This window comes from Devosia nitrariae (genome assembly GCF_030160115.1).
GTDB lineage: Bacteria > Pseudomonadota > Alphaproteobacteria > Rhizobiales > Devosiaceae > Devosia > Devosia nitrariae.
The window spans coordinates 297,315-317,473 of sequence record NZ_BSNS01000022.1 but is presented as its reverse complement, the minus strand read 5'-3'; the positions used below and the strand labels follow the sequence as shown (position 1 = coordinate 317,473).

Annotated in this window: 19 protein-coding genes; 10 read left to right on the top strand and 9 right to left on the bottom strand. The window is 64.9% G+C overall.

The window, feature by feature from the left end:
- Positions 1-33: 33 nt before the first annotated feature.
- From QQK18_RS21160 to QQK18_RS21140, 5 genes are read right to left on the bottom strand one after another with little or no spacing between them, the layout of a single operon-like run.
- A complete protein-coding gene (locus tag QQK18_RS21160) occupies positions 34-942 on the bottom strand; it encodes an alpha/beta hydrolase (protein WP_284342356.1) in 909 nt (302 codons plus the stop codon).
- A 33-nt stretch (positions 943-975) separates the two neighbouring features.
- Entirely contained in the window at positions 976-2,109 is a 1,134-nt protein-coding gene (locus tag QQK18_RS21155) for an iron-containing alcohol dehydrogenase (protein WP_379993849.1), read from the bottom strand.
- Positions 2,102-3,034, bottom strand: a complete 933-nt coding sequence (locus tag QQK18_RS21150; RefSeq protein ID WP_284342355.1) for a dihydrodipicolinate synthase family protein — start codon at positions 3,032-3,034, stop codon at positions 2,102-2,104. Before QQK18_RS21150 ends, QQK18_RS21155 begins: the two co-directional genes overlap by 8 nt.
- A complete protein-coding gene (pdxA, locus tag QQK18_RS21145) occupies positions 3,034-3,981 on the bottom strand; it encodes a 4-hydroxythreonine-4-phosphate dehydrogenase PdxA (RefSeq protein ID WP_284342354.1) in 948 nt (315 codons plus the stop codon). The genes QQK18_RS21150 and pdxA overlap by 1 nt, the downstream gene beginning before the upstream one ends.
- Positions 3,978-5,147, bottom strand: coding sequence for a sialidase family protein (locus QQK18_RS21140; RefSeq protein WP_284342353.1), 1,170 nt, complete (start codon positions 5,145-5,147; stop codon positions 3,978-3,980). The genes pdxA and QQK18_RS21140 overlap by 4 nt, the downstream gene beginning before the upstream one ends.
- Positions 5,148-5,510: 363 nt before the next feature.
- Between QQK18_RS21140 and QQK18_RS21135 the strand changes: the two genes are divergently transcribed.
- From QQK18_RS21135 to QQK18_RS21110, 6 genes are all read left to right on the top strand, one after another.
- Positions 5,511-6,956, top strand: a complete 1,446-nt coding sequence (locus tag QQK18_RS21135) for an ABC transporter substrate-binding protein (RefSeq protein ID WP_284342536.1) — start codon at positions 5,511-5,513, stop codon at positions 6,954-6,956.
- A 78-nt stretch (positions 6,957-7,034) separates the two neighbouring features.
- Positions 7,035-7,949 carry an ABC transporter permease gene (locus QQK18_RS21130; RefSeq protein ID WP_284342352.1) on the top strand — a complete coding sequence of 305 codons (915 nt, stop codon included), beginning with the start codon at positions 7,035-7,037 and terminating at the stop codon, positions 7,947-7,949.
- Between the two features lie 10 nt (positions 7,950-7,959).
- A complete protein-coding gene (locus tag QQK18_RS21125) occupies positions 7,960-8,886 on the top strand; it encodes an ABC transporter permease (protein ID WP_379993846.1) in 927 nt (308 codons plus the stop codon).
- On the top strand, positions 8,879-10,495 hold the full coding sequence (locus QQK18_RS21120; protein ID WP_284342351.1) for an ABC transporter ATP-binding protein: 1,617 nt from the start codon (positions 8,879-8,881) through the stop codon (positions 10,493-10,495). Before QQK18_RS21125 ends, QQK18_RS21120 begins: the two co-directional genes overlap by 8 nt.
- On the top strand, positions 10,492-11,532 hold the full coding sequence (locus QQK18_RS21115; RefSeq protein WP_284342350.1) for a four-carbon acid sugar kinase family protein: 1,041 nt from the start codon (positions 10,492-10,494) through the stop codon (positions 11,530-11,532). The genes QQK18_RS21120 and QQK18_RS21115 overlap by 4 nt, the downstream gene beginning before the upstream one ends.
- A 2-nt stretch (positions 11,533-11,534) precedes the next feature.
- Positions 11,535-12,233 (top strand): FadR/GntR family transcriptional regulator, encoded by a 699-nt coding sequence (locus QQK18_RS21110; protein ID WP_284342349.1) that lies wholly within the window; start codon positions 11,535-11,537, stop codon positions 12,231-12,233.
- On the opposite strand, the gene QQK18_RS21105 is transcribed toward QQK18_RS21110, so the two are convergent.
- The 3 genes from QQK18_RS21105 to QQK18_RS21095 form a co-directional block, all read right to left on the bottom strand.
- A complete protein-coding gene (locus tag QQK18_RS21105) occupies positions 12,234-13,304 on the bottom strand; it encodes an aldo/keto reductase (protein WP_284342348.1) in 1,071 nt (356 codons plus the stop codon).
- Positions 13,237-13,668, bottom strand: a complete 432-nt coding sequence (locus QQK18_RS21100) for a MerR family transcriptional regulator (protein WP_284342347.1) — start codon at positions 13,666-13,668, stop codon at positions 13,237-13,239. The genes QQK18_RS21105 and QQK18_RS21100 overlap by 68 nt, the downstream gene beginning before the upstream one ends.
- 350 nt (positions 13,669-14,018) lie before the next feature.
- Entirely contained in the window at positions 14,019-14,492 is a 474-nt protein-coding gene (locus QQK18_RS21095) for a sulfotransferase domain-containing protein (RefSeq protein ID WP_284342346.1), read from the bottom strand.
- A 178-nt stretch (positions 14,493-14,670) separates the two neighbouring features.
- Here QQK18_RS21095 and QQK18_RS21090 point away from each other — a divergent pair, with 178 nt between their 5' ends.
- Complete coding sequence (locus QQK18_RS21090; protein ID WP_284342345.1) at positions 14,671-15,783, top strand: S-(hydroxymethyl)glutathione dehydrogenase/class III alcohol dehydrogenase; 1,113 nt, start codon at positions 14,671-14,673, stop codon at positions 15,781-15,783.
- Between the two features lie 11 nt (positions 15,784-15,794).
- Positions 15,795-16,628: an S-formylglutathione hydrolase gene (gene fghA / locus QQK18_RS21085; RefSeq protein WP_284342344.1), complete on the top strand. Its 834-nt coding sequence runs from the start codon at positions 15,795-15,797 to the stop codon at positions 16,626-16,628.
- A 94-nt stretch (positions 16,629-16,722) separates the two neighbouring features.
- On the opposite strand, the gene QQK18_RS21080 is transcribed toward fghA, so the two are convergent.
- On the bottom strand, positions 16,723-17,754 hold the full coding sequence (locus QQK18_RS21080) for a LacI family DNA-binding transcriptional regulator (RefSeq protein ID WP_284342343.1): 1,032 nt from the start codon (positions 17,752-17,754) through the stop codon (positions 16,723-16,725).
- 273 nt (positions 17,755-18,027) lie between these two features.
- On the opposite strand from QQK18_RS21080, the gene QQK18_RS21075 reads away from it, so the two are divergent.
- Both QQK18_RS21075 and QQK18_RS21070 read left to right on the top strand, forming a co-directional pair.
- On the top strand, positions 18,028-19,008 hold the full coding sequence (locus tag QQK18_RS21075) for an NAD-dependent epimerase/dehydratase family protein (protein WP_284342342.1): 981 nt from the start codon (positions 18,028-18,030) through the stop codon (positions 19,006-19,008).
- A gap of 34 nt (positions 19,009-19,042) precedes the next feature.
- Complete coding sequence (locus tag QQK18_RS21070) at positions 19,043-20,032, top strand: substrate-binding domain-containing protein (protein ID WP_284342341.1); 990 nt, start codon at positions 19,043-19,045, stop codon at positions 20,030-20,032.
- Positions 20,033-20,159: the final 127 nt, after the last annotated feature.

The window sequence follows — 20,159 nt, the reverse complement described above, 5'->3', positions numbered from 1 at the left end:
ATCGCCCGCCTGTCTCGCGAGGCGCGCGAAACGTTACTCGTCCGCCTTGAGTGTCCGCTCGAAGAAGCCGATCAGTGCCTCATTCACCTCGGGGACGCTCGTCATCTGCTCGAAGTCGTGGCCTACGCCCTCAACGGTGATGAAGGTTGCATCGACGTTCTCGGCAATGAGGGCGTCGTAGAAGCGCTGGCTCGAGGCGATCGGGACGATGCTGTCTTCGGTGCCATGGATCAGGAGGACCGGCGGACTGTCCGGGCCGATATGGCTTTCCGGCGAGGCATGCCGTGTTGCCTCGGCGTTGGCCGGGTCATGCGGCGAGAAGCCGAGGTGGAGGCTGCCGAGGTCATAGCCGGGGCTGCCGGATTCGCCGAAATAGACCGCCGGGTAGAAGGTCGCGATGGCCGTGACTTGCGAGGAGACGCCGGGCCAGCGCTTATCGATGAACTCTTCGTCCTCCCCCGTCAGCCCGGCGATCAGCGAGAGATGGCCGCCGGCCGAAGGCCCGAAGACGGCGATGTTCTCAGGATCGAGGTTGTAGAGCCCGGCATTGGCGCGCAGGTACCTGACGGCCGCTTTCACATCCATCTGCGGCTCGGGAAACTTGGCTTCGCCTATTCCGCGATAGTCGATCGAGGCGACGGCAAAGCCTGCCTCGGCAAGAGGCACGAGTTGAGGCAGGAGCCGTTCACGCTCTACGGCGCGCCAGCCGCTGCCGGTAACGAAGATGACGACCGGCGCTGGCTCGGCACTGGTGGGGCGCATGAGGTCCAGATAGAGCTCGTTGCGCATCAGTCCGAGGGGTGAGGTCGAGTATTGTACATCGGAATAGAGCTCGACGCCGCTGAAGGTCACGTCGTTGGCATCGATGGTGATGGCCTCAGCGTGTGCTGCGCCGGAGATAAGGCATGCGAGAGCGATCCCGCAGATGACGGGTTTGAACATGGTCTCCTCCTTAAAAAGCTCAGTCGGTGCCGATCAGAGCGCGCTTCTGTAGATCGTCAGGATGTCCTCGACCCCCAGCGCGCGGGGGTTGTTGTCGATCAATCGTTTGATGGCGAAAGCCTCCTCGGCCCAGACCGACAGGTCCTGCTCCTCAGCCCCGTGGCGCGACAGGCGCATCTCGATGCCCAGCTGCCGGCACCATTCCATGGCGTCGGCAAGGATGTCCTGCCCGTGCCTTGCAGTAAGCCCCAGCGAGCTGGCGACCGCCGCGGTCTTGTCCGGGCGCTCGGGGGCGTTGAAGGCGAGGATGTGGGGGAAGATGATGGCGTTGGCGAGGCCATGCGGGAGCTTGAGGCGGGTGCCGAGCGGATAAGCGAGGGCGTGGCCGCCGGCGGTGTTCACCGGCCCGAGGCAGAGGCCGCCATAGTAGGAGGCCAGCATCATGCCTGCGCGGGCCTCGGTGTCCTCGCCATCGGCGACGGCGCGGGCGAGGTAACGGCCGACGAGCGAGATGCCGAGGTTGGCATAGCCGTCAATCAGCGGATGCGCCTTGACGTTGGTGAAGGATTCAACGCAATGGGCGAGCGCGTCGACGCCGGTCGCTGCGGTGACGGCGGGGGGCACCGAATAGGTGAGCTCGGGGTCGAGCACAGCGATATCGGCGAGCATAAAGTGGCTCTCAACGGCCATTTTGGCGAGCGTCTCGGGGTGGGTGACCAGCGCGCGGATGCCGGCTTCCGAACCGGTGCCGGAGGTGGTCGGCACCTGGGCGAGGGCAGTGCGGCGCCCGGTGATCTTGCCGACGCCGACGACGTCGGGGACCGTCTGCTCGCTGTCCCAGAGCACGGCGACGAGCTTGGCGACGTCCATCACCGAGCCGCCGCCGAGACCGATGACGAGGTCGGGCCGGAAGGCGCGCGCCGCAGCGATCGCCGCTTCCACCGCCGGCAGGTCGGGCTCCGGCGGCAGGTCGATATACGTCTCGATGTTGCCGGAAAGGCCGATGCGCTCGAGAAAGCCGACGGTTGGGGCCATGGCGACGACGAAGATACGGGTGTAGGGCTCAGCCCATTGGCCGAGCCGCCCAACCGCGCCGGCGCCGATCTCGAGCCGTGCCGGCTGCAGCAGGGTAATCTGCCTGGCCATGGAGAGCATGGGCTCAGCCATTCTCTTGCGCCTCGAGCTCGGCCATCCTCGCCCACACGGTTTCGATCTCATCCTCTGTCAGTTCGACCAGCGGCGGGCGCACGCGCGCCCAGCCCGGATGGTTGCGGCGGCGCGCCAGCATCGCCTTGACGGTCGGAAGCTGGACATAGGCGTTGGAGAGGTTGCGCCAGGCTTCGATGCGCTCCTGGGCCCGGGCAACACGGGCCTCCGCATCGGGCTCGTGCCAGTGGTCGAACACCACGCGCAGGTGCCGGCCGATGAGGTTGGAGCTCGAGGTGATGCAACCGGCGCCGCCCGAGCGCAGCAGCGGCAGCATGAAGGGGTCGGCGCCCGAAAACACGGAGAAGTTCTCGAAAGCGGTGGCGTAGGACTCCATGCTCTCGAGCTTGCCGGAGCTGTCCTTGATGCCGACGATGATGCCGGGGAAGGCCTCGAGCAGCCGACCGACCAGCGGGAGCGACAGGCCGATCTGTGAGGTGGGCGGGATGTGGTAGAGGACGATCTTGAGGTCGTTGCGGCCGACGCCCTCGATCACTTCGGAATAGAAGCGGAAAAGGCCTTCGTCGCTGACGCCCTTGTAGTAGAAGGGCGGCAGCACCACCGTCGCCTTGACGCCGGCATCGACGGCATGACGCACCAGCGTCACCGTATCGGGCACATTGGTCTGCGAGGTGCCGGGAAGCAGGCGCTTTGGATCGATGCCGGCGTCGATCACGCGTTCGAGCAGGTCCTGCCTTTGGGCGAGGCTGAAGGAGTTGGCCTCGCCGGTGGTGCCGAGCAGGGCAATGCCGTCGCAGCCTTCCTCGATGAGCGCACGGCAGTGGGTAATGAAGGTTGCGTGATCGGGCGCGCCGTCGTCGCGAACCGGCGTTGCCGAGGCGCAGAAGACGCCGTGGATCGGGAGCTTCTCTGCTGGATTGGTCATCAGTTCCTCCCCGCGGCCAGCCGGCGCGCATAGGCGATGGCGGCGTTCATGTTGACGTGGTTGGCCTTGCCGGTGCCGGCAATGTCGAAGGCGGTGCCGTGGTCGACCGAGGTGCGGTCGATGGGCAGGCCCAGCGAAACATTGACGGCGGTGTCGAAGGCGACGAGCTTGATCGGGATATGGCCCTGGTCGTGGTATTGCGCCACGACCAGATCGAAGGCGCCGGAATAGGCGCGGTGGTATACGGTGTCGGCCGAGATCGGACCGGCAACGTCGATACCCTCGGCCTTGGCCAGGGCGACGGCCGGCACCACCTGCTCGTCGTCCTCGGTGCCGAAGAGCCCGCTCTCGCCGCAATGCGGGTTGATGCCGGCAACGGCGATACGGGGCCTGTCGATGCCGATGCGCTTCAGGTGATCGTTGCCGGTGCGGATGGTGGCGAGGATGCGCTCGGGCGTCGCCCGGTCGATAGCGGTCTTCAGCGACACATGCGTCGAGACGTGGATGACCTTGAGCCGGTCCGAGGCCAACAGCATAAAGGCCGACTTCTGTCCGGTGAGCGCGGCCAGCATGCCGGTGTGCCCGTCATAGTGGTGCCCGGCAAGGTTGAGCGCTTCCTTGTTGATCGGCGCGGTGACGACGCAGCCGATGCGGTTCGCCTCAGCATCGCGTACGGCCTTCTCGATGAAGCGGAAGGCGGCATCGCCCGCGCGCGGGTCGAGCCTGCCCCAGGGAAGCGGTCCGCCCTCAATGGGCAGATCTTCGACAAGCTCGGCAAGATCGAGCGACTGGCCGTTTGTCTTGAGCGCGTTCTCCAGCGTTGCGCGGTTGCCGTATATGCGGGTGCGCGAACGGTCCTCTCGGCTCATCTCCGCCACGGCGCGAACTGTGATCTCAGGGCCGACGCCCGCCGGGTCGCCCATAGTGATGCCGATGATGTCGCTCACGCCTCGTCTCCGTCGATCCAACCCTTGGGCAGGCGAACATATTTGATGGCCCGCCGGAAGTAAGTGTAGGCGACGTGGAGAGATCCGTCCGGGTCTTCGAGCAGATAGGGGTAAGACAGCTCCTTGTTGCGCCCGTCGATGGAGTTGTTGGACAGGCACGTGCCGGGGCTGTCGTCGATGATGCGGCGCGTGGGAAAGCTGCGGCCGCCGTCGGTCGAGACGCAAAGGGTGAGCGGCGCGCGCGGAACGCCCCAGATGGGCGAGCATCCGCCCGTGGCGTCGGGGCGGTCGTCGCCTTCCTCGATCTCATCATAGAGTGAGGCGCGCCGGTCGCTGGAGGTGGCGGCCGACACCGGATTGCACACCATCGCCAGGCGCCCGTCGGCGAGGCGCACGACGTTGATCGAAGAATTGTTGTTGGGTACGTCGGTCGGCTCGGGCGCCGACCAGGTGATGCCGCCGTCGAGGCTTTGCGAGCGGTGCACGAAGTCCGATTGCCGGCGGCGGTAGAAGGCCGCCATATGGCTGCCGCCGAGCGGCACGATGGTCATGTGCACGCTGCCGATGGACCCGGGCACTTCGGAAAGCGTCCAGGTGGCGCCGTGGTCATGGCTGACGGCGACGCCGGCGGTGTCGTGGCTGCCGTTCCAGCGCTGGCCAGGCCGGGAGATGCAACGGAAGACCGGCATCATCCAGGCACCGTCCGTACGGCGCACGAACCGGGCGCGGACGAACGTGCCGAGCGGCAGGTCGAGCGTGCGCGGCTCGCCGCCCGTGAGCTTCCCATCGCTAAGGGTGATCTCGCGGGCACGCAGCAGGCACTCGTCCTGGTTGCCTGCTGGCTGGGCGGTGTGGAAGAGCTGCCAGCCTTTGCCGTTCCGGGCGAGGACCGGGTTCTGCTCGGAGCGCTCCGGATCACGGCTCAACTGCACGGGCGCGCTCCAGCGGTCGGCGCCGGGCGCCAGCGTGCTGCCATAGATCGAGATGTCCGACTTGCCCTCGAGCGTGCCGCCGAACCAGAGGCAGGCGAGGGTGCCGTCGTCCAGCCGTTCGATGAAGGCGGCATGGTTCTGCACCATGGGCGAGGGGAGGTAGGCTTCCGTCAGGCCCAGCGGCAGGTCGACAAGCTCACCCGTCATGCGTGCCGCGATCTCGTTCGGAGTCATCTCTTCTCCTCGTTCTCGATGCGCCAAATTTTACATCGGCGGATATGTTGTCAAGTTATAATTGCCGGAATTTCTGCGTGATGCCTAGAGGTGCACATTTTTTCTGCTTAAATTTCAATATGATGTGCCGCATCAATTCAACCCGCTTAGGGCCATTCCCAATTTTGCTTTGACAACTTCTGGTTGTAACGTGATAGTGCCGGCCACGGTGGACCCGCCCGCGGGTCGGCCTTTCAAGGAATTGCATGGACGCCCCCGCAGCGCCGCCCATGCCGCCTTATCGAGCTGCGAAGGGAGGAAGAATTGATTTTGAAGCGTATTCTGATCGGCGCCCTTCTGGCGTCGGCTTCGGTCGCTCCGGCAATGGCGCAGGCCGATACCGATATCACCGTGGTGCTCAGCGAAGACCTGGACCTCGTTGAACCATGCATGGCGACGCGCTCCAATATCGGCCGCGTGGTTATGCAGAACATCAGCGAGACCCTGACCGAGCTCGACGTGCGTGGCGATGCGGGGCTGATGCCGCGTTTGGCGGAGAGCTGGGAGGACCTGGGCGACGGCTCGTGGCGCTTCAACCTGCGCCAAGGCGTGACCTTCTCGGACGGCTCGGCGTTCGACGCCAATGACGTCAAGCACTCGTTCGACCGCGTGTTCAGCGACCAGATCACCTGCGAGAGTGCCCGCTATTTCGCCGATACCGAACTGACCTTCTCTGTGGTCGACGACAATACCATCGACGTCAAGGCCGAGCCGGCCCAGCCGATCCTGCCGCTGCTGATGTCGCTGGTGACCATCGTGCCGTCCGAGACGCCGATGGAGTTCGTGCGCGATCCCATCGGCACCGGACCTTATGCGTTGTCGGAGTGGACCGCCGGCCAGCAGATCGTGCTGACCCGCCGCGACGACTATTGGGGCGAACAGCCCGCCGTGACCTCGGCCACCTATGTCTTCCGCTCCGAGCCCGCTGTCCGCGCCGGTATGGTCGCTGCCGGCGAAGCCGACATTGCGCCGCAGATCAGCGAAGAGGTCGCCGACAATCGCGATACCGATTTCACCTATCCGAACTCGGAGACGGTCTATCTGCGCATCGACCATTCGGTCGAACCCATGGGCGACATCCGCGTGCGCCAGGCTCTCAACCATGCCATCGAGCGCGAGGCGTTCATCGGCACCGTCCTCGCCGAGGGCACGGAGCTGGCGACCGCCATTGTGCCGCCGACGACGCTCGGCTGGAATCCGGAGCTCGAGCCGCCGGCCTATGACCGGGACAAGGCTCGTGAACTGCTCGCCGCCGCCGAAGCCGATGGTGTCAACGTCAAGGCGCCGGTGGAAGTGATCGCGCGCACCGAGAATTTCCCGCATGTGACGGAAGTCGGCGAGGCCATTGTGCAGATGCTCAACGAAGTGGGCTTCAATGCGTCGCTGCGCATGGTGGAAGTGGCCGAGCACGAGCAGTACTATTCCAAGCCCTATCCCGAGGGCCGCAATGCCCAGCTCATCATGGCTCAGCACGACAATTCGCGTGGCGATCCGGTGTTCTCTGCGTACTTCAAGTATCACAGCGACGGCACCCAGTCGGGCATCAGCGATCCCAAGGTCGACGAACTGATCGAAAGTGCCACCGCCGCCACCGGAGAGGAGCGCGCCGCGCTTTGGTCGGAGCTCTTCGCCTATGTGCAGCAGGATATCGTGGCCGACGCGCTGCTGTTCCACATGGTGGGTCATAGCCGGGTGGGCACGCATCTCGACTTCAGGCCCAGCATCGCGACGAACTCGCAGCTGCAGCTCGCCGAGATCGGCTTCAAGTAAGACCCTCGAACGGTCCATAGTCAGGTGATGCCGGATTCCTCCGGCATCACCACTGTTACAAGTCCTGGGTGATCGACCATGACGAGACTGATCGGACAAAGGGCGATCGCGAGCCTTCTTTCCCTGATGGGATTGATGATCCTCGTCTTCTTTCTCTCGCGCCTGACGGGCGATCCGGCGGTGCTGTTCCTGCCGATCGACGCGACCGAGCAGATGAAGCAGCAGTTCCGGGCCCTCCACGGACTTGACGCGCCGCTCATCGAACAGTTCGGCCGCTATGTCTGGGATCTCGTCCATCTCGACTTCGGAGAATCACTGCGCAAGGCCCGTCCGGCGATCGACGTGGTGCTCGAAGCCTACGCCTGGACGCTGCCGCTGGCGCTGATCACCATGGGGCTGGTGGTCGTTGCCGCCATCGTGCTCGGGGCACTTGCCGCCTTCAATATCGGCGGCTTCTTTGACCGGCTGGTCTCGGTCGTCTCGCTGATCGGGGCTTCGGCGCCCGATTTCTGGATCGCCATCGTGGCGATCGTCGTCTTTTCGCTCAATCTCGCCTGGCTGCCGACCTCGGGAGTGGGAACGCCCATGCATTGGGTGTTGCCGGTCGCGGTGCTTTTCGTGCGGCCGTTCGGCCTGATCGTGCAGGTGGTGCGCGGCTCGATGCTCTCGGCCTTGACGGCGCCTTATGTGAAGACCGCCCGCGCCAAAGGCGTCAAGAACGGGCCCATCATCTTCATCCATACGCTGCGCAACGCCATGCTGCCGGTCATCACCGTCATCGGCGACCAGGCTGCGGCCCTGCTCAACGGTGCGGTGGTCGTCGAGACCATCTTTGGCTTTCCGGGCATTGGCAAGCTGATGATCGATTCGATCCTGCAGCGCGACTTCAACGTGGTCTTGGCCGCCATCATGGTCACGGCCATCGCCATCTTCCTCATGAACATCCTGATCGACATCGCCTATTCGCTGCTCGATCCGCGGATCCGGCATTAGGGAGGGCGCGATGACCGACCTCACTCTCCCCAAATCTTCACAATCAGGCGCCAGGGGCGGCATCGCTGCGCTGCTCGCTATGCTCTGGCGCGACAAGGTGGCGCTCGTCTCGGCCCTCGTCCTGCTGGTCATCGTCATCTGTGCGCTCATCGGCCCGACGCTTCTCGGTGACCTCGCTACCGACCAGAACCTGCGCGGCCGCAACAGCCCGCCCTTCGACCTGGAACGCGGCTGGGCCTTCGTTCTCGGCGGCGATTCCCTCGGACGGCCGATGCTCGCCCGTCTGGTCGTTGCAGCGCGCAGCACCATGATGGTGGCCGCCGGAGCCGTCGCTTGCGCCCTGCTGATCGGCGCGGCGCTCGGGCTCGTCGCCGGCTATTTGGGCAAGGGCGTCTCGCAGGTGATCATGCGGCTGGCGGACGTCATCATGTCCTTTCCCTCGCTGCTGATCGCCGTCGTCGTGCTCTATGTGCTGGGTCCGTCCGTACCCAACATGATCCTGGTGCTGGCCATCACCCGCATCCCCATTTACCTGCGCACCACGCGCGCCGAAGTGCTCGAAGTGCGCGAGCGCATGTTCGTGCAGGCGGCCGTCGTCATGGGTGCGAGGCCCGGGCGCATCATCCTTCGGCACATCCTCCCGGTCGTCGCTCCGACACTCGTCACCATCGCGACGCTCGATTTCGCCTTCGTCATGCTCGCGGAGTCCGCGCTCTCCTTCCTCGGCATCGGCATCCAGCCACCGGACATCACCTGGGGCTTGATGGTCAGCCAGGGCCGGCCCTATCTCACATCCGCCTGGTGGCTGGCGTTCTGGCCGGGCCTGATGATCGTCATCACCACGCTCTCGCTCAATCTCCTGTCGAACTGGATGCGCATCGCCCTCGACCCCGCCCAGCGCTGGCGGCTGGAAGCCCGGAGCACGACCAATGGCTGACGCCCTGCTCGAAGTGCGCAACCTCTCGGTCGACTTCCATACCGCGCACGGCACCGTCCACGCCGTGCGCAAGGTGGGCTGGTCGGTCAATCGCGGCGAGACGCTGGCCATCCTCGGCGAAAGCGGATCGGGCAAGTCGGTCTCGGCCTCGGCGGTGATGAACCTCCTCGATATGCCGCCGGCACGGATCGTCTCTGGCGAGATCCTGTTCGAAGGCAGGGACCTGCTGAAGACCAGCGCCGAAGAGCGGCGCGCGCTCAACGGCAAGCGCATTGCCATGATCTTCCAGGACCCGCTCGGACACCTCAACCCGGTCTATTCCGTCGGCTGGCAGATCGTCGAGATGATGACCGCCCATGGCCGGCCGGCCGATGCGGCCCGGGCCCGCGCGCTCGAGCTCATTGCCCGGGTCGGACTTCCTGAGCCCGAGCGGGCGATGCACAAATATCCGCATCAGTTCTCCGGCGGCCAGCGCCAGCGCCTGATGATCGCCATGGCGCTGATGCTGAAGCCCGATATCCTCATTGCCGACGAACCGACGACGGCGCTCGATGTTACCATCCAGGCCGAGGTGCTGGCCCTGCTCAAGGAACTGCAGGCCGAGACCGGCATGGGGCTGGTGCTGATCACCCATGACCTCGGTGTCGTTGCCGAGATCGCCGACCGCGTGGTGGTGATGAGCGATGGCGAGATCGTCGAGGCGGGGACGGCGGGCGACGTCTATCACCGTCCGCACCACCCCTATACCCGAAAGCTGATCGGGGCGGCACCGGGCAAGGGCGAGATCAGGCGGCCCGATGACAGCTCGCCGGTGCTGCTCGAGATCAAGGACCTCTGCAAGACCTATGGGCACGTGCCGGCGCTCAAGAACGTTTCGCTCGCGCTCCACAAGGGACAGAGCCTGGCGGTGGTCGGCGAGAGCGGCTCGGGCAAGTCGACCCTTGCCCGCACCGTGCTGCGGCTCGAAACCGCCGACAGTGGCGAGGCGCTGTGGAAGGGCAAGGACCTCATCGCCATGAACGCCCGCGACCTCCTTAGCGTGCGCCGCCAGATCCAGATGGTGTTCCAGGACCCGACCCAGTCGCTCAATCCGCGGATGTCCGTCTACCAGATCATTTCGGAAGGCTGGGACATCCACCGGCTGGTGCCCGACCGGGCGGCGCGGCGCAAACGCGTGGCGGAACTGCTCGAACAGGTGGGCCTGCTGCCCGAGCATGCGCAGCGCTATCCGCACCAGTTCTCGGGCGGGCAGCGGCAGCGCATCGCCATTGCGCGGGCACTGGCGCTGGAGCCGGAGCTGATCATCTGCGACGAGGCGGTCTCGGCGCTCGATGTCTCCATCCAGGCGCAGGTGATTGCCCTGCTCGACAGCCTGCGCCGGCGGCTCGGCATCTCGTTCCTGTTCATCGCCCACGACCTCGGGGTGGTGCGCGATTTCGCCGATACGGTCGTCGTGATGAAATCGGGCGAGATCGTCGAAAGCGGCCCGACGGGTGAGATCTTCGAGGATCCGCAGCAGCCCTATACGCAGCGTCTTCTCGCGGCCAATCTCGACCCCGATCCCGACGTGCAGGCGCAGCGGCGCCTTTCCGCGAGCGCACCTGCATGACGCGGTTGGCGATCATTGCCGACGACCTGACCGGGGCGCTGGATTCGGCCGCGCCCTTTGCCATGCGCGGCCTGCGCACGCTGGTGGCACTGACGCCAGCCGGACTGCAGGAGGCGCTCGGGCAAGGGGCCGACATCGTCGCCGCTTCGGCCGACAGCCGCGAGTTGGCACCCGACGCCGCGCGCGCGGCGGTCGGCGCCTGTCACGCCCAGCTGCCGGCGCAGCAGGCAATCTTCAAGAAGGTCGACTCCCGTCTCAAGGGCAATATCGCCGCCGAACTCGATGCCATCCCGCATCGGCGCGCGCTCGTCGTCCCGGCCATTCCGGCGTTCGGGCGCTGGGTGCATAAGGGGGTCCTTAGCGGTTTCGGGGTCGATGAGCCGGTGGACATCGCGGCGCGCCTGGGCGCCCATGCCGGCACCGCTCACGTTCCCGACGCGCTGGTGCAAAGCGACATAGAGGCGGCGGTGGCCGAGGGCGACTATGATTTGCCGGTCGGGGCACGGGCTCTCGCCGAGGCAATGGCGGAGCGGATGGCCCCGGAGGGTCGCGCGCCAGCGCCGACGCTCGCGGCAAGACGCGTCATCGCCATCATCGGCTCGGCCGATCCGATCACCCGCGAGCAGGTCGAAACGCTACGTCGCGGAATGCCGGACCTTGCCTATATCGCCGCGCCCGGCGGAGAGACTCCGGAAGCCCTGCCGCTGGCATCGGCCCTGACGCTCGTGCAGGCAGTACCGGGCGCGCGGCCGGTCGATGCGACAACTGTCGCCGAGCGGCTGGGCGAGGTGCTGGCGCGGCTTGAGCCGGAGCCGGGAACGCTCCTGGTGATCACCGGCGGCGCTACGGCGCAGGCGGTCCTCGCCCGGATCGGCATTGCGGTGCTCGAGGTCGTCGGTGAGGCGCTGCCGGGGCTGCCTATTGCCCGGGCCGAGGGCTTCACGATAATCACCAAATCGGGGGGCTTTGGAGAACCGGACACATTGCTGCGTCTCCTCGGCCACGTCACCGCAACGCCAGTGGAGAATATCGGATAGAAATGTCGGAGGCCCTCAATGTTCGGCGCAGTCTTTCTGACGCGGTGTTCGATCGCATCCAGCGGGCCATCAAGTCCGGCGCCTATGGCGTCGACGAACGGCTGCCGACCGAACATGCGCTGGCGGCCGAGTTCCAGGTTTCGCGGCCCGTGGTGCGCGACGCGCTGCAGCGGCTGCGCGACCAGGGCCTGATTTATTCCCGCCGCGGCGCGGGCAGCTTCGTGCGCGAACATGGCCTGCGCGAGCCGCTCGGCTTCGGGCAGATGGAGAACCTGTCGGACCTCCAGCACTGTTATGATTTCCGCCTCACCATCGAGCCCGAGGCCGCGGCGATGGCGGCGGTGCGGCGCACGCCCGAGGCGCTCTCGAAAATCAAGTCTGCACTGAGCCTCCTGCGCGACGCCACCAATCGGCAGGCGCACAGGGCAGACGCCGATTTCATGTTCCACCTCGCTATCGCTCAAGCCTCGGCCAACCCCTATTTCGCAACGGCCATGAAGGCGCTCGAAGAGCATATCGCCGTCGGCATGCGCTTCCACGGGTTGTCACTGCGCTCGACCAGCGACGGGTTGCAGAATGTCTTTACCGAGCACAAGGCGGTGTTCGAGGCGATCAGCGACGGCGACGCCGAAGCGGCGCGCCGGCTGATGAAGGATCACCTCACGGGCTCGCGCGATCGCCTGTTCGAACCGAAGAGGTAATCACTTCCTCACCCACGCGCCGGCATTGCCATAGCGTTGACCGGAGAATTTTGCCGGCGCCAGCATGTCGCCGAGGGTCTCGAGTTCTTGCGGTGAAAGGCTGATCCCGGCCGCGGCGACATTTTGCTCCAGATGCTCAATCCGGCGCGCTCCGGGAATGGGAACGATGAAATCAGCCTGGTTGAGGACCCAGGCGAGGGCGAGTTGGGCGGCTGTTACGCCTTTGTCGGCGGCCATTTCCTCGAGCATTTTTACCAAAGCGGCATTGGCCGCCATATTCTCGGGGCTGAAGCGCGGCAGCGTGCGCCGGAAGTCGTTCTCGCCGAAATCCTCGGGCTTCTGAATCTTGCCGGTGAGGAACCCACGGCCGAGCGGGCTGAACGGTACGAAGCCGATGCCGAGTTCGCGGCAGGTGTCGAGGATTTCGCCTTCCGGATCCCGGGTCCAGAGCGAGTATTCGCTCTGGAGAGCTGAGATCGGATGCACGGCATGGGCGCGGCGGACGATGTCGGCACTCGCCTCGGACAGGCCGAGTGCCCGCACCTTGCCTTGCTTCACCAGTTCGGCCATGGCGCCGACGGTCTCCTCGATCGGCACCTGCGGGTCGACGCGGTGTTGATAAAACAGGTCGATCACCTCGACCCCAAGCCGCTTCAACGATGCTTCGGCCACCTCGCGGACATGTTCCGGACGGCTGTCGACACCAGACATGGCCTCGACGCCCGCCTTGCCCTTATCGATGCGGAAACCGAACTTGGTGGCGATCACCACCTTATCCCGATAGGGCTTCAACGCCTTGCCGACGAGGATCTCGTTTTCGAAAGGTCCATAGACCTCGGCGGTGTCGAAAAAGGTCACACCGAGCTCGACCGCCCGGTGCAGCGTGCGCACGGACTCCCTTTCGTCCTGGCCACCATAGGCATGGCTCATGCCCATGCAGCCGAGCCCGACAGTCGAGACGGTAAGGTGCGGACCGAGCTTGCGTGTCCGCGAAGCGTTGCCGTCAGTCCCGGCCGGCCGCCCGCCGTGCTCCGGCCGGCCGTTGCCGGCGTTCTGGTGGTGCTGTGTCATATGGATTGATCCTCATTTCTGTGCCGGCATAACCGGCGATCTTGGTGTCGAGGACGAGAAGGCACTCCGATAGTTCTGCAAGGTGGGCACGCACACTGTCGCGATGCTGTTCCAGCAATCGACAACGCTCCGCCTCCGTTCCGGCGCCACGTTCCCGCAGAGCGGCATAGCGCAGCATCTCCCGGATCGGCATCCCGGTCGTTTTCAGGCGGCCGATGAACTCGATCCAGGTGAGGATCGATGCGTCGTAGTCTCGCTGGCCCGACCGGTCCCTGTCGGCATAGGGCAACAGCCCGATGCGCTCATAGTAGCGCAGAGTATGGGACGACAGCCCCGAGCGCCTGGCCAGTTCACCGATCTTCATGATTGCCTTCCGTAACAGGACGCGTCCAAGGCTAGGGGTTCGAGCGCGCTCTAAGTCAAGAGGCGATCCGCTGTACCGGGGCCGCGTCGCAGTGTGTTAGGACGGCGCCGGCATGGTGGCGTTCGCCACTTCGCCGGGTGGATCGAACCCGAGCAGCGCCATCGCTGCAACATTGTCCGGCCGCGACCAGAAGCGAGCGTGCAAGTCGTCTGGGAGTTCGTCGCGATGCGAGCCTATCAGTCCCCGGCGAAAGAACTTGTCGTCTGTCTCTCGCAACTTTGCAAAATCGGGCGCACTGGCGCCGTCCACCAGGGGCAGGTCAGGAACCAGTTCGCCGACGATCCGCCGCGTTACGGCTTCGGGATGGCTACCAGCTCCCCGTAATGGACAACCACGCGGTTCGGCATCTCCGGCATGAGCCAGCTCAGGACGTTGGCGCCCCAGCTGCCGGTACCGATCGGATCAGTCCGATCGATCATCTCACGCAATTTCGTCTCGTATAGGTCCGGATCGGTCTCGCTCTGCATGCGCGCCCAGGACACAAGGCAGTCTCGACCGTCCCGCATAAGACAGATCGCCCGATCCCCAGCATCCACGTCGCTGTCGCGTTGCCGATGCGTTTTGACGAAGTGGATCGCCGAGGAGGACCGCATCTCGTCATAGCTCGCGGGCCGGTTTTCGAAGCCCACGAACTCTTGGCCCAGCCTCGCGGCCACGCCATCGACGTCATAGACCACCGAACTTCGCACGCCATAGAGCCGATTGAGCAGGATGCGAAGGAAAGTGTTTCCCGAACGGGGGAATGAAGCGAGCCAAACGATCATGCGCCGAATCTATCCGTGCGGTGAGAAGCAAAGTCTAGCGCTGACGGTCGCCCGCCAGTACCGCAGCAGGGTGGAAAACCCAGCAATTTCATCACCAAGGCCCTGAGACGAACGCGGAGGCAGTTGGCCGTCTCGCCGCGATAGGCCATGATGGGGCAAATCGATAGGAGGTCCCGTCATGAGAGTCCGCGCCGCCGTTGCCTGGGAGGCCAAGAAGCCCCTGACCATCGAAATGGTCGATCTGGAGGGCCCCAAGGCCGGCGAGGTGCTGGTCGAGATCATGGCGACCGGCATCTGCCATACCGATGCCTATACGCTCTCGGGCCTTGATTCCGAAGGAAAGTTCCCGGCCATTCTCGGTCATGAAGGCGCAGGGATCGTGCGCGAGGTCGGCGCAGGGGTCACGTCCGTCAAGCCCGGCGACCATGTGATCCCGCTCTATACGCCCGAATGCCGCGAGTGCAAGACGTGCCTGTCGCACCGCTCGAACCTCTGCACCTCCATCCGCTCGACGCAGGGGCAGGGTCTGATGCCCGACGGCACCTCGCGCTTCTCTCAGGCCGGCCGCGACGTCTTTCACTATATGGGCTGCTCGACCTTCTCCAACTTCACGGTGCTGCCCGAGATCGCCGTCGCCAAGGTGCGCCAGGACGCGCCCTTCGACAAGATCTGCTACATCGGCTGCGGGGTGACTACCGGGATCGGTGCCGTCATCTACACCGCCAAGGTGTGGCCCGGCGCCAATGTCGCGGTCTTCGGCCTCGGCGGCATCGGCCTCAATGTCATCCAGGGCGCGCGCATGGTCGGCGCCGACAAGATCATCGGCGTCGACATCAATCCGGCCAAGCAGGAAATGGCCAGAAAGTTCGGCATGACCCACTTCGTCAACCCCAAGGAAGTCGGCAACGACAAGGTGGTGCAGGCGATCGTCGACATCACCGGGGGCGGGGCGGACTTCTCGTTCGATGCGACCGGCAACACCGAGGTCATGCGCCAGGCGCTCGAATGCTGCCATCGCGGCTGGGGCGAGTCGATCATCATCGGCGTTGCCGAGGCCGGCAAGGAGATCTCGACGCGACCCTTCCAGCTGGTCACCGGCCGGGTGTGGCGCGGCACGGCGTTCGGAGGCGCCAGGGGCCGTACTGACGTGCCCAAGATCGTCGACTGGTACATGGAGGGCAAGATCGATATCGACAGCCTCATCACCCACACCATGCCGCTCGAGGACATCAACAAGGGGTTCGATTTGATGCACGAGGGCAAGTCGATCCGCTCCGTCGTCCTCTATTGACCTTGCCGACCATGGAGACGGTTTCCACCTCGAAGAGCTTCGGGGGCATCCAGGGCGTCTATCGTCACGAGAGCCGCGAATGCGCCAGCGAGATGACCTTCGCGCTCTATCTGCCGCCGCAAGCGGAGGATGGGCCTGTGCCGCTGCTCTGGTACCTGTCGGGCCTCACCTGCACGCACCAGAACGTCATGGACAAGGGCGAGTATCGGCGCGCCGCCGCCGAGCACGGCGTTGCCGTCATCTGCCCTGATACCAGCCCGCGTGGCGCGGACGTTCCGGACGAGCCCGACAACTGGCAATTCGGGCAGGGGGCGGGCTTTTATGTCGACGCCACAGAGCCTGCGTTCGCGCGCAACTACCGCATGGCCAGCTACATCATCTCCGAGCTTCCGGAGCTCCTCGCCGGGCGTTTCCCGCTCGACATGAACCGTCAGTCGATCTTTGGCCACTCGATGGGCGGCCATGGCGCCATCACCCTGGCGCTCAAGCGTCCCGGCCGCTTCCGTTCGGTGTCGGCGTTTGCGCCCATCGCCCAGCCCTCGACCGCCGGCTGGTCGCGAACCGCCTTCGAGAAGTATCTCGGTCAGGACGAGCAGGCCTGGCGGGCCTATGACGCGACGCACCTCATCGAAGACGGCTTCCGGCTCCCGGAACTCCTCGTCGACCAGGGCGATGCCGATGGCTTCCTCGACGATGGCTTGCGGCCGTGGCTCCTTGAAGAGGCGTGCAAGGCCGCCGGCATTCCGCTGACGCTCAACATGCGCGCCGGGTACGATCACTCGTACTTCTTCATTTCGACCTTCATGGCCGATCACATCGCCTGGCATGCAGAGCGGCTGAAGTAGCGCGAACGGGCGGCGCCGTTCGCGCCTGTTACCGGCAGGCCGGAGCCTTCCCGACCCATCCGGCGGCCTGGGCCTTGGAGTCCGAGGTGCCGTCCTACTCCACCGACTGGCGTTCGACCAGCTCGCATTCGACCTTGATGCGGTTGTGCCGGGCGCGCAGGCCGTTGGCCCCATCGATCAGCATCTCGGCGGCGATCTCTCCCATCTCGTAGTGGGGCAGGATCAGCGTCGTCAGTGGCGGGTGCATGTGCTGGGCGATCTCGCGGTCATCGAACCCGATTACGGCGATATCGTCGGGCACCTTCAACCCGAGCTTGGCCAGCGCGTCGTAGCAGCCGAGCGCCATCATGTCGTTGGCACAGAAGATGGCGTGGGGCGGATGGTCCATCGCCATCAGCTCCAGCGTCATCTCGTAGCCGGAGTCCGGCTCCCAGTTGCCGGGCCGCACCAGGGCGGCATCGAACGGGATGTCGTTGCTGGCAAGGGCCTGCCGATAGCCTTTCAGCCGGTCGCGGGCGGCATCGACACCCTGCTGTCCGTTGATGAAGCCGATGCGCTTGTAGCCTGCCGCTATCAGCCGCTCTGTGGCTGTGCGGCCGCCTAGAAGATCGCCGGGTAATACGGACGGATACTCGCGCTCGGCATCATAACAGTTGAGGAGCACCGTATGGTCGCCGGCGAGAGCCGGGGAGACCTCTACGAGGCGAGTCAGGATGGTGCCATAGATGAAGCCGAGCGGAGACAGTCGGCTCATCTGGCTGGCAACGACCGTCTCGATATTGATTTCGCCATGGCTGACGGCAAGGCAGGCGTTGATGCCGAATTCCAGCGCCTTGTCGCGCACGCCCTGGAAGGCCAGCGCCATCCACGGGTCGGTCGAAAGCTCATCGGCAATGAAAACAACGGTGGACTGCATTCCGGACGCGCCGCGCGAGTCCCGGCCGATCAGTCGGTAACCCAGCTTGTGGGCGGCATCCAGCACGCGCTGGCGCGTTGCGTCGGCGAGCTTTGCGCCGGGGCTGCCGTTGAGCACGAGGGACACGGTCGCCTGGGACACACCGGCCATCGCCGCGACGTCCATCATCGTCGGCCGTCCCCTGCCGCCACGTCCCGTGTTTTCCGACATCGATCGTTCCGACCCCTCGGGTCTTCTGAATACCGTCATGCTCTTGATAGTTGGCTAGCGGCAACCCGGCCCAATTGCAAATGTCAACTGTGTTTACCTAACCGCTCCCGGCTTCTTTCCCCAACCGAGCGCTTGTCGAGGCTGATCCGTCGCCATGGCGGAAGGGTCGCCCGACCCATTCGTCGCCCGAAACTGCCTCCTTCACCCCTCTCAATGGCGGCTTGACTAAAGAATATTACTTAATATTATTGATTATAGAAAGAGGGGGGATTAATGAAGCTTCTGGTGACCGGTGCGACCGGAAAGGTCGGCCGGAATTTCCTCGGCGCGTTTCTTTCCCGCGACGAATTCCGCGCGTGGGACGTGGTGGCGCTCTGTCACAACCGGACACTCGAGGCGACGCCGCGCGTGCGCGTCATTTTCGGGTCGCAGGCCGATGAGGCAGTGGTACGGACGGCGATGGAGGGGGTGACCCATGTGCTGCACATGGCTGCCGTCAAGGAATCCCCGGATCTCGCGATCGGCGTGGCGGTCAAGGGCATGTTCCTGCTGCTCGAGGAAGCGCGCCGCTCGCCGACGCTACGCCAGTTCATGCTGATCAGCGGCGACTGCGCCGTGGGCCATATCTTCCACCGTTACCCCGCGCCGATCACCGAAGCTTCCCCCCGCATGGCCTATCCCGGCTGTTATGCGCTGACCAAAGTGCTCGAAGAGGTGATGATCGAGCAGTACCAGATTCAGTACGGCCTCAACGGCACGGTGCTGCGTGCGCCCTGGGTTATGGAGAAGGACGATTTCCGCTATGCGCTGAGCTTCGGTCCTGGGCAGTTCGGCGGACCCGCCTGGTCGACCCTCATATCGGCCGAGGAGGAGGTTGGCCTTGCGGAAAAGGGCGCGGTGCCGCTGCTGCTCGATGCCGCCGGCGCGCCGCTGAAGCGCAATTTCGTTCATGTCGACGATTTGGTGGGCGCGATCCTTGCCGCCCTCGACAACCGGGCGGCCGAGGGAGCGCTTTTCAACATCTCGATGAACGAACCGGTCGATTACGCCAAGGTCGCCGAGTACTTGGCGGGCACGCGGGGCTTGGAGCCGGCGGCGATCCGCACGCCCTTTCACAGCAATTGGCTGGACAACTCAAAGGCGCGGCTGCTGCTGGGATGGCAGCCGCACACCGATTTCGAGGCGCTCGTCGAGCGCGCCTGGGCCTATGAACGGGACCCGGGCGATCCTCGAAAGATCTGGTACCCGGGCTGAGGAGGCCGGGCCAGGCAACCAGGGAGGAAGGACTATGAGGAACTATCTATTGCCGGCGTTGGCGTCGGCGCTGGTGCTGGCCGGCGTCACGGCGCAGGCGCAGGACAAGCAGACTCTGGCGATCGTCGTCAAAGGTCTGGACAATCCGTTCTTCGAGCAGATCAATCTCGGCTGCCAGGAGTGGATGGCCAACAATGCGGACTCCGAATACGAATGCCTTTACACCGGTCCCGCCTCGAGCGCCGACGAAGCCGGCGAAGTGCAGATCGTCGATGACCTCTTGACCCGCGGCGTCGCCGCGATTGCCATATCGCCGTCCAACGCGCCGGCCATGGCCAACCGCATCCGCCAGATCAGCCCCAGCATTCCCGTCATGACCATCGATGCGGACTTCCTGGAAGAGGACCGTGACCTCCGCGCGACGTATCTGGGCACCGACAACTATCTCATGGGCGTCAAGATGGCCGAGGAGGCCATGAAGCTGAAGCCGGAGGGCGGGACGGTCTGCCTGCAGCTCGGCAATGTCGCCGCCGACAATATCAATGCCCGCGCCCAGGGCTTCCGCGACACGGCAAGCGGCGAGGAGGGCATAGATCGGCTGACCGGCCAGAACGGCTGGACCGAGATCGACGGCTGCCCGCTCTTTACCAACGACCAGGCGGATCTGGCCAACCAGCAGATGGCCGACACCTTCACCGCCAACCCCGATCTGGATGCCTTTATCCTGGTCGGCGGCTGGGCGCAGTTCGCCCCGCAGGCCTACGCGCAGGTCACCGACCAGGTCATGGACCGGCTGGAATCCAAGGACCTGATCATCGTTGCCGGCGACACTCTGCCGCCGCAGACACAGGCCTTCCGCGACGGCCGCAGCCACGTGCAGGTGGGGCAGCGTCCGTTCGAGATGGGGCTGCGCGCGCCCGATGTGATGATCCAACTGATCAACGGCGAGACCGTGGAGGACCCCCTCTATACCGGGCTCGACGTGTGTAACGAGGAGGATCCGGGCTTCTGCGAAGAGCCCTGATCCCGCTGGCTGCGGGTGCCGGGTCCGTTTGCAGGTCCCGGCGCCCGTCGAAAGGTGCGGTGAGGTCGCGTCAGAATGCGCTTCCTTACGTATCTCTATTGATAATATTACTGATAGAAACGAACGA

What these genes read in the sequence shown, in the direction of transcription:
- QQK18_RS21125 (WP_379993846.1), top strand. Translation starts at nt 7,960, where the DNA reads ATGACCGACCTCACTCTCCCCAAATCTTCACAATCAGGCGCCAGGGGC.
- QQK18_RS21075 (WP_284342342.1), top strand. Translation starts at nt 18,028, where the DNA reads ATGAAGCTTCTGGTGACCGGTGCGACCGGAAAGGTCGGCCGGAATTTC.
- QQK18_RS21095 (WP_284342346.1), bottom strand. Translation starts at nt 14,492, where the DNA reads ATGATCGTTTGGCTCGCTTCATTCCCCCGTTCGGGAAACACTTTCCTT.
- QQK18_RS21135 (WP_284342536.1), top strand. Translation starts at nt 5,511, where the DNA reads ATGGCGCAGGCCGATACCGATATCACCGTGGTGCTCAGCGAAGACCTG.
- QQK18_RS21130 (WP_284342352.1), top strand. Translation starts at nt 7,035, where the DNA reads ATGACGAGACTGATCGGACAAAGGGCGATCGCGAGCCTTCTTTCCCTG.
- QQK18_RS21080 (WP_284342343.1), bottom strand. Translation starts at nt 17,754, where the DNA reads ATGTCGGAAAACACGGGACGTGGCGGCAGGGGACGGCCGACGATGATG.
- QQK18_RS21105 (WP_284342348.1), bottom strand. Translation starts at nt 13,304, where the DNA reads ATGACACAGCACCACCAGAACGCCGGCAACGGCCGGCCGGAGCACGGC.
- QQK18_RS21090 (WP_284342345.1), top strand. Translation starts at nt 14,671, where the DNA reads ATGAGAGTCCGCGCCGCCGTTGCCTGGGAGGCCAAGAAGCCCCTGACC.
- QQK18_RS21150 (WP_284342355.1), bottom strand. Translation starts at nt 3,034, where the DNA reads ATGACCAATCCAGCAGAGAAGCTCCCGATCCACGGCGTCTTCTGCGCC.
- QQK18_RS21120 (WP_284342351.1), top strand. Translation starts at nt 8,879, where the DNA reads ATGGCTGACGCCCTGCTCGAAGTGCGCAACCTCTCGGTCGACTTCCAT.
- QQK18_RS21160 (WP_284342356.1), bottom strand. Translation starts at nt 942, where the DNA reads ATGTTCAAACCCGTCATCTGCGGGATCGCTCTCGCATGCCTTATCTCC.
- QQK18_RS21155 (WP_379993849.1), bottom strand. Translation starts at nt 2,109, where the DNA reads ATGGCTGAGCCCATGCTCTCCATGGCCAGGCAGATTACCCTGCTGCAG.
- QQK18_RS21140 (WP_284342353.1), bottom strand. Translation starts at nt 5,147, where the DNA reads ATGACTCCGAACGAGATCGCGGCACGCATGACGGGTGAGCTTGTCGAC.
- QQK18_RS21100 (WP_284342347.1), bottom strand. Translation starts at nt 13,668, where the DNA reads ATGAAGATCGGTGAACTGGCCAGGCGCTCGGGGCTGTCGTCCCATACT.
- QQK18_RS21070 (WP_284342341.1), top strand. Translation starts at nt 19,043, where the DNA reads ATGAGGAACTATCTATTGCCGGCGTTGGCGTCGGCGCTGGTGCTGGCC.
- QQK18_RS21110 (WP_284342349.1), top strand. Translation starts at nt 11,535, where the DNA reads ATGTCGGAGGCCCTCAATGTTCGGCGCAGTCTTTCTGACGCGGTGTTC.
- QQK18_RS21115 (WP_284342350.1), top strand. Translation starts at nt 10,492, where the DNA reads ATGACGCGGTTGGCGATCATTGCCGACGACCTGACCGGGGCGCTGGAT.
- fghA (WP_284342344.1), top strand. Translation starts at nt 15,795, where the DNA reads ATGGAGACGGTTTCCACCTCGAAGAGCTTCGGGGGCATCCAGGGCGTC.